Genomic DNA, 7,194 nt, shown 5'->3' with positions numbered 1-7,194 from the left:
GGGTGTGGGGGTGCAGGCGGCGGGGGCTGTCTGGATGCGGGCAGGTGCTGTCCGGATGATGAGGGTGCGTCGGCGATCAGGCGGTGCCGATCGCCCGCTCGACCTGCTCGCGCACCTGGCGGCGCATGACCTTGCCGAGCATCGAGTGGGGCAGCTCGTCGAGCTCGAGGATCCTGCGCGGCACCTTGTAGCGGGCCAGGTGCTCGCGGCAGTACTCACGCACCTCGGCCTCGTGGAGCGCAGCGGCTCCGGTGCCCGCGGCGCCCTCGGCGAGGACCACGGCGGCCATCACCTGCTCGCCGCGCCCGTCGGCGTCCACGCCCACCACGGCCGCCTCCGCGATCGCCGGATGCGTCTCGAGCACCGCCTCCACCTCGCTGGGGGAGACGTTGAAGCCGCCGGTGATGATGAGCTCCTTGAGGCGGTCGACGATCGTGGCGAAGCCGTCCTCGTCGACCGTCACGATGTCCCCGGTGCGCAGCCAGCGGCCCTCGTGGAGAGCGCCGGCGGTCGCCTCGGCGTCGTTCCAGTACCCCTGGAACACCTGCGGGCCCATGATCAGCAGCTCCCCGGGCTCGCCCGGCGCGACGTCCTGGGAGGGGTCCTCGGGATCGGCCACGCGCATCCACGTCGACGGGAACGGCACGCCGATCGTGCCCGTGCGCCGTGTGGGCCAGAACGGATTGCCCAGCGCGACGGGGGAGGCCTCGGTCATGCCGTAGCCCTCGACCAGCAGCCCGCCGGAGACCTCCTCCCACGCCTCGACGGTGGAGTCGTTGAGCTTCATGGCGCCCGAGATGCAGTACTTCGCCGACGTCAGGTCGATGCCGCGCTCGCGGACGGCGTTCGCCGTGCGCTCGTAGATCGGCGGCACCGCGCAGTACACGGTGGGCGGCACGCGCTTGGCCGCCGTGAGCACCTGGTCCACGTCGAACGACGGGAACAGCACGAGGCGCGCCTGCTTGAGCACCCCGTACGTGAGGTACAGCGTCATCCCGAACGCGTGGAACATCGGCAGCAGCGCGTAGAACACCTCCTGCCGGTATTGCGCGCCGTGCATCCAGGCCTCGCCCTGCAGGGCGTTGGCGTGCAGGTTCAGGTGCGTGAGCATCGCTCCGCGCGGCCGCCCCGTGGTGCCGGAGGTGTACTGGATGACGGCGAGGTCGTCGACGCCCGGGCGGGGATGGTCGGCGGGAAGCGGTGCACGGCGCAGCAGGCGCTCCCAGGCGATCGTGCCGGGGGCCTCGGCGTGGAGCTTCGCGCGGGTGCGGCGCAGCGCGGGCAGCGGCAGGGCGAGCGCCAGGCGCTTCGTCCGCGGCAGGGCGTGCAGGAGGTTCACGGAGACGACGGTCTCCGGGCCCTCGCCCGCGGGCAGGCCGGTGAGCTTGTCGGCGGCCCTGTCCCAGACGATCGCGTGCCGGGCACCGTGGTCGGCGAGCACCGGCCGCAGCTCGTCGACCGTGTACAGCGGATTGTGCTCGACGACCACCGCGCCGAGCCGCAGCACCGCGTAGAACGCGATCACGTGCTGGGGGCAGTTGGGCAGCATGATGACCACGCGATCGCCGGCGCCCACGCCCAGCTGGGCCAGTCCCGCCGCCGCCCGCGCCACCTGCTCGCCCAGCTCCCGGTACGTGGTGGTCGCGCCCATCAGGTCGAGGGCGATCGCGTCGCCGGCCTCCGCGACCGAGCGCTCGAGCATCGCGACGAGGCTTTCGGTCGGCAGCTCGATCCGCTCCGGGACGCCCGGCTGGTAGTGCGCGGTCCAGGGCGCGGGCGGGACGTCGTCGTACGAGAAGCGGGGTGCGGCAGGGGTCATCGCTCCATTGTCCTCCCGTGCGCGCGCTGATCTGCGCGCCGAGCGTCACGCTGCGACTCAGATCGGCCCGCGGGTGGGTCTCAGCGTGACGCTCGACGTCGGGGTCGGCTCGGCGAGCGCGGCGCGTGCATCGTCGAACCAGGCGGCCTGGCGGGCGATCTCCGTGGCGAGCTCCGGCGGATCGACGGCAAGCACGCGATGGCCCAGACGCGCCAGGTGCATCACCGTCCAGGCGGGGTCGCCGCCGCTGATGCGCAGCACGCATGTCTCGGCGCCCTCCGCGCGCTCGGTCACCGCGCCTGCCCCGTCCGGCCGATCGGACAGGTCGGCGAGGGGAGCTCGGATCGGCTCGCCGCGCTCGACCGTGCCGACGCTCGCCGGGATCCGTGCGGCGACCTCCTCGGCCGATGCCCGCAGGCGCACCGTCATCGGTCGCGGTGCCCGCGCCCCGGTGATCGAGGCTCGCACATGCTCGTCGACGTCCGGGGTCTCGCGCGGGGCGAAGCGGAACGTCGAGGGGCGGGCCTCGAGGATCCTGTCCAGGCGGAACGTGCGCCAGTCCTCCCGGTCGAGGTCCCAGGCGAAGAGGTACCAGCGGCCGTCGACGGCCAGAACCCGGTAGGGCTCGAGGCGGCGGGAGGAGCGCTCGCCGTCGGCCCGGCGGTAGTCCAGGCGCACCTGCACCCCGTCGCGGACGGCCCGTGCGAGCACGAGCAGGACCGGGCCGGCGACGGTGCCGCTGCGGGAGGTGAGCACGCCGAGCGTGTCGCCGATCGCGCGGGCCTCCGCGCGTGCCGCGGGCGGGAGCACAGGGTCGAGGATCGACAGGGCCCGCACGGCGCCGTCCTGGAGCCCGTCGATCGGGGAGGCCGCGGCGAGCTGCAGGCCGACGGCCACGGCGACCGCCTCCTCGGGCCCCAGCAGGAGCGGCGGCAGCGTACGCCCCGGGCCGAGCCGGTAACCGCCGCCGTGCCCGGACGAGGCGAGCACCGGATAGCCGAGGGCGCGGAGCCGGTCGATGTCCCGCCGCACGGAGCGGATGGTGACGTCCAGGTGCTCGGCGAGCTCCTCGCCGCTCCACAGTGTGCGCGACTGCAGCAGCGCGAGGAGGCGCAGGGCGCGGGAGGTCACGTCGGCGGTCATGGATCCGATCCTGCCCCACTTCAAGGACAGGATCTGTCCGCAGGCGACTGGAGTGTGGTCGCGACAGACGCGCCGACCGCGTCATCGGACAGCCCGCTCAGCGCGGAACCGACCGAGGCGACGGCGGCGCGCAGACCGATGCGCGGCTCCTGCGCACCATTCGACCGACAGGAGATCCCGATGCCCTTCCTGACCCCCACGGTGACCGATGAGCACGACATGCTCGCGACCTTCGCCGCCCAGCAGATCCGGCAGCTCGCCACCGCGCTGCACGGCCTGGACGACCAGCAGATCCGCGCCATCCCGACCGCCAGCGGCATGAACCTGGCGATCCTCGCGCGCCACGTCTCTCTGATCGCCGATGGCGGCCTGATAGCACTGCTGGAACCCGGCGCCGGGCGCGGGGGCACCGGGCGCGGGTCGCTCGAGGGCCCCGCGGACCTCGCGGCGGGCGCATGCGACCCCGCGGGAGTGCGCGCGAGTGATTCTGCCGAGAGCCTGATCGCGGAGCTGTGCGCGGTGGCCGACCGGGTCGAGCAGCTGATCCGCTCGGCGGATCTCGAGCGCCGGATCCCCGTGCCGGACGCTCCCTGGTTCCCGGAGGACCTGGAGTCCTGGCCCGCGCGATGGGTGGCCGCGCACGCGATCGAGGAGGTCGCGCGCCACGCCGGGCATGCCGACATCATCCGCGAGAGCATCGACGGGAAGATCGCCTATGAGCTCAACGCCCGGGTCGACGGTGAGCCGTGGCCGCCCGAGGGCTGGAGCGTGCCCGGCCACCGCGACGATGCGCCGGCCGCGACCGCGGACAGCCGGGAGGCGGGGGCCGACGCATCTGCGCCGGAGCGTGTGGCGATGGGTGGCGTCCTGGGATCGGCAGAGGGCGAGGAGCTGGCAGGTGCCGCGGGGCTGACCGGGCCGTCCGTGCGCGACGTGCTGCTCGAGCAGCTCCTGCATCAGTGGACCGAGAGGCTGCGGCCGCGTCTGCAGGGCATGACCGATGAGGAGTACCTCTTCGACCCGATCATGGACGGCTCCGCCTGGACCGTGCATCCGCGCCGGGACGACCTCCCCGAGGGCGTGATCCAGGGCGGCAGCGGGGAGATGGTCATCGACTTCGCCTATCCGGAGCCGGACCCGGCGCCGTTCACCACGATCGCCTGGCGCCTGGGTCACGTGATCGTCGGCGTGCTGGCCATGCGCAATGTTGCCCACTTCGGGGCGCCCGCCGCCGACTACATGAGCTGGGAGTACGCGTCGACCGCTGAGAGAGCGCTCGCGCAGCTGGATGAGCAGATCGCCCGCTGGGTCGAGGGCGTGCGCTCGTGGACCGACGAGGACCTCGCGCAGCCGTGCGGGGCCGCGGAGGGGGAGTGGGCCGAGCGCTCGCGTGCAGATCTCGTGGCGAACATCCATCGCGAGCTGATCCACCACCTCGCCGAGGTCGCCCTGCTGCGCGACCTGCACGCGCATATGCGCTGATCTGCTCGCCGAGTGCCATGGTGCGACTCAGATCGGGCGGTGGATGAGTCGCATCGTGACGCTCGACCGGGGCGGCCGTGACGCGGGAGGAGGCCGACTTCACGTCGACCTCCCCTCCCGCGTCAGGCGCCGCCCGTCAGAAATCGGCCGTGGCGGGGTCCGCGCCCTGGCGGCCGAACGGCGACCTGTCCAGGCCGTTGATGCGCTCGACCTCGTCCTCGGTGAGCTCGAGCTCGGCGGCGGCGAGGTTGGAGACGATGCGCGCCGGGGTCTCCGACTTGGGGATCACGACCAAACCGTTGGCCAGGTGCCAGGCGATGATCACCTGCGCGGGCTCGACGCCGTGGGCCTGCGCGATCTCGGTGATCACCGGATCCTCGAGCTCGCCGCCGCCCTGGCCCAGCGGCGACCAGGACTCGGTGAGGATCCCGTGGCGCGCGTTCACGGCGCGCAGCTCGCCCTGCTGGAAGTACGGGTGCAGCTCGATCTGATGGATCACCGGCGCCACGCCCGTGGCCTCGATGATCTCCTCGAGCTGGGCGGCCGGGAAGTTCGAGACGCCGATGGACGTCGCCTTGCCCTGCTTCTGGGCCTCGATCAGGCCCTTCCATGCCTCGACGTACTGGCCCTGGTCCACGCGCGCCCAGTGGATGAGGTACAGGTCCACGTGCTCCAGCCCCAGGCGCTCGAGGGACTCGTCGAGGGCGGCGGCGACGTCATCGTGACGGTCGTTCCACAGCTTGGTGGTCACGAAGATCTCCTCGCGCGGCACGCCCGAGGCCGTGATCGCTCGGCCCACGCCTTCCTCGTTGCCGTAGATCGCGGCGGTGTCGATGTGGCGGTAGCCCGCGCGCAGGGCCTGCTCGACGACGTCCGCGGCGACGTCGTCCGGGACCTGCCAGACGCCGTAGCCGAGCTGCGGGATGCTGCGGCCGTCATGGAACGCGAGATCGGGGACGATGGTCATGGGTGCCTCCTGGCGGTGGACATGATCGCGGTGATCGGCAGGGGCCGTGCACGGCCCGTCATGGCGCCAGCGTAGGACCGGGGCCTGACAGACGGGTGGGGAGGGCGGCCGTGCGAGCATGTGCAGAGGCGATGACTCGCACAACGGCATTGCACTTATATGTGAAAAGCTCATAGGGTTGGGATTCGCACCCCGCGTCCCTGGCACGGATCCGTGCGGGAAGGAGATAGATACCCCATGACCGCCACACTCATGACTGCTGCCCGCGTCGCGATCACCGATGCGACCGTCGACGAGGCGCGTCGGGCACCGGAGACCGCTGGTGCGACGCTCGTCCTCCGCACCGCCGATGGCCGGGACGTCTCTCTCCCCTCGGAGCTTCAGCAGATGCTGCTGGCGACCCTGCAGTCGGTCGCCCATCGTGGCGAGGTCGTGATCGGGAGGGTTCCCGACGAGCTGACCAGCACGGTCGCCGCAGAAATGCTGGGCGTCTCCCGGCCCACCCTCATGAAGTGGGCGCGCGAGGGGGCGATTCCGTCGCACCGGGTCGGCACCCACACGCGCTTCCGGCGGGAGGACGTCCTGCGTCTGCGTGCAGAGCGCGCCGAGAAACGGCGAGCCGCATTCGAGGACCTGCGCGAGCTCGAGGCGGACCACGCCGACCTTCTCGACGATTGAGGGCAGGGAGGTGCATCTTGCCATAGGCTCGGCGGGTGACCCAGAGAGTCTTCGTCGATGCCAATGTGCTGGTCAGTCGGACCTGCAGGGACTGGCTGCTTCTCCTGCGCCGTGACAACGAGGGCATGTTCCAGCTCCACTCGACGGAGGATGTGCTGGCGGAGGTCCTCCGGAGTCTGCGCAAGAGGAATCCGCGTCTGCCCGGTGGGGTGGTCCATCAGCTCGCTCAGCGGATACGAGCGTGCGTCGACGAGGTCCTCTCGGACTTCTCGGGAAAAGAGACCTTCACAGGTTCCGATGCCGGCGACTACCACGTCCACGCCGCCGCGATCGGTTCGCGAGCGGACATCCTGCTGACGGCGAACGATCCGGCTGACTTCACGGCGGCTCCGGACGATGAGCCGTACGAGATCATGCACCCGGACGACTTCTTCCTCCTCGTCGCGGACTCGAATCCGTGCTGTGTGCACCCGATCGTGGAGTACCAGTTCCGCTATTGGAGCGCTCGTGCTGAGCGCGAGGGTGATGCATGCCAGCTCGATGGCGCACTGCGCCGAGCGGGGTGCCCACAGTTCGCCGATCGTGTCCAGGCCGCTCTCCGCGAGATGGCGGTTCGGGGCTTCTAGCCGCAGGAGCCTGGGGTGAAGGGGCAGTTCACCGGCGTGCGCATGGCGATAATGTTATCAATGCCAGATAGAGGCGCGATAACGTTATCAAGCATCGGCGGCATCGATAACGTTATCGAGCTTCTGCGCGCCGACGATGTCACCCCGCCCGGGGCCTACCCCCGGTTCGTGGACACGGGGGTTGTTTACGCTGCGAGCGCCAGCGTAGCGGTGTAGGCGCGCTCGTAGGCGTTCGGGGAGAGGTAGCGGCACCAGGAATGGCGGCGCTTGGTGTTGTAGCGGGTCAGCCATCGGAACATCTTGCGGCGGCAGGACAGCTCGTCGGTGAAGCACGCGGCGTCCCGGAGAACCTCGCGCTTCAGCGTCGCGTTGAATGACTCTGCCATCGCGTTGTCGGCGCTGGTGGCGACGGCTCCCATCGACTGGATGACGCCGAGTTGCTGGCAGAGCTCGGCGTAGGCCTTGGAGGTGTAGACCGA

7 protein-coding genes are annotated in these 7,194 nt (G+C 71.1%); 3 read left to right on the top strand and 4 right to left on the bottom strand.

Annotated features, from left to right (window positions below; genetic code table 11):
- Positions 1–76: 76 nt before the first annotated feature.
- Together FM110_RS04190 and FM110_RS04185 are read right to left on the bottom strand one after the other, a co-directional pair.
- Positions 77–1,819 carry a long-chain-fatty-acid--CoA ligase gene (locus tag FM110_RS04190; RefSeq protein WP_087102962.1) on the bottom strand — a complete coding sequence of 581 codons (1,743 nt, stop codon included), beginning with the start codon at positions 1,817–1,819 and terminating at the stop codon, positions 77–79.
- Between the two features lie 57 nt (positions 1,820–1,876).
- Positions 1,877–2,962: a helix-turn-helix transcriptional regulator gene (locus FM110_RS04185; RefSeq protein WP_087102960.1), complete on the bottom strand. Its 1,086-nt coding sequence runs from the start codon at positions 2,960–2,962 to the stop codon at positions 1,877–1,879.
- A 180-nt stretch (positions 2,963–3,142) separates the two neighbouring features.
- Here FM110_RS04185 and FM110_RS14795 point away from each other — a divergent pair, with 180 nt between their 5' ends.
- A complete protein-coding gene (locus FM110_RS14795; RefSeq protein ID WP_327230397.1) occupies positions 3,143–4,444 on the top strand; it encodes a DinB family protein in 1,302 nt (433 codons plus the stop codon).
- A 136-nt stretch (positions 4,445–4,580) separates the two neighbouring features.
- On the opposite strand, the gene FM110_RS04170 is transcribed toward FM110_RS14795, so the two are convergent.
- Positions 4,581–5,411 (bottom strand): aldo/keto reductase, encoded by an 831-nt coding sequence (locus tag FM110_RS04170; RefSeq protein WP_087102958.1) that lies wholly within the window; start codon positions 5,409–5,411, stop codon positions 4,581–4,583.
- A gap of 237 nt (positions 5,412–5,648) precedes the next feature.
- On the opposite strand from FM110_RS04170, the gene FM110_RS04165 reads away from it, so the two are divergent.
- Together FM110_RS04165 and FM110_RS04160 are read left to right on the top strand one after the other, a co-directional pair.
- A complete protein-coding gene (locus tag FM110_RS04165) occupies positions 5,649–6,089 on the top strand; it encodes a helix-turn-helix domain-containing protein (RefSeq protein ID WP_087102956.1) in 441 nt (146 codons plus the stop codon).
- Positions 6,090–6,124: 35 nt separating this feature from the next.
- Positions 6,125–6,715: a PIN domain-containing protein gene (locus FM110_RS04160; protein WP_087102954.1), complete on the top strand. Its 591-nt coding sequence runs from the start codon at positions 6,125–6,127 to the stop codon at positions 6,713–6,715.
- 185 nt (positions 6,716–6,900) lie between these two features.
- Here the strand turns inward: FM110_RS04160 and FM110_RS04150 are convergent.
- The coding region (locus FM110_RS04150) for an integrase core domain-containing protein (protein WP_143276250.1) at positions 6,901–7,194 on the bottom strand (294 nt) is incomplete at its 5' end.

The organism is Brachybacterium nesterenkovii, from assembly GCF_900163655.1.
Lineage (GTDB): Bacteria > Actinomycetota > Actinomycetes > Actinomycetales > Dermabacteraceae > Brachybacterium > Brachybacterium nesterenkovii.
The sequence above is the reverse complement of the archived record's forward strand: the minus strand, read 5'-3'. Positions and strand labels throughout refer to the sequence as shown.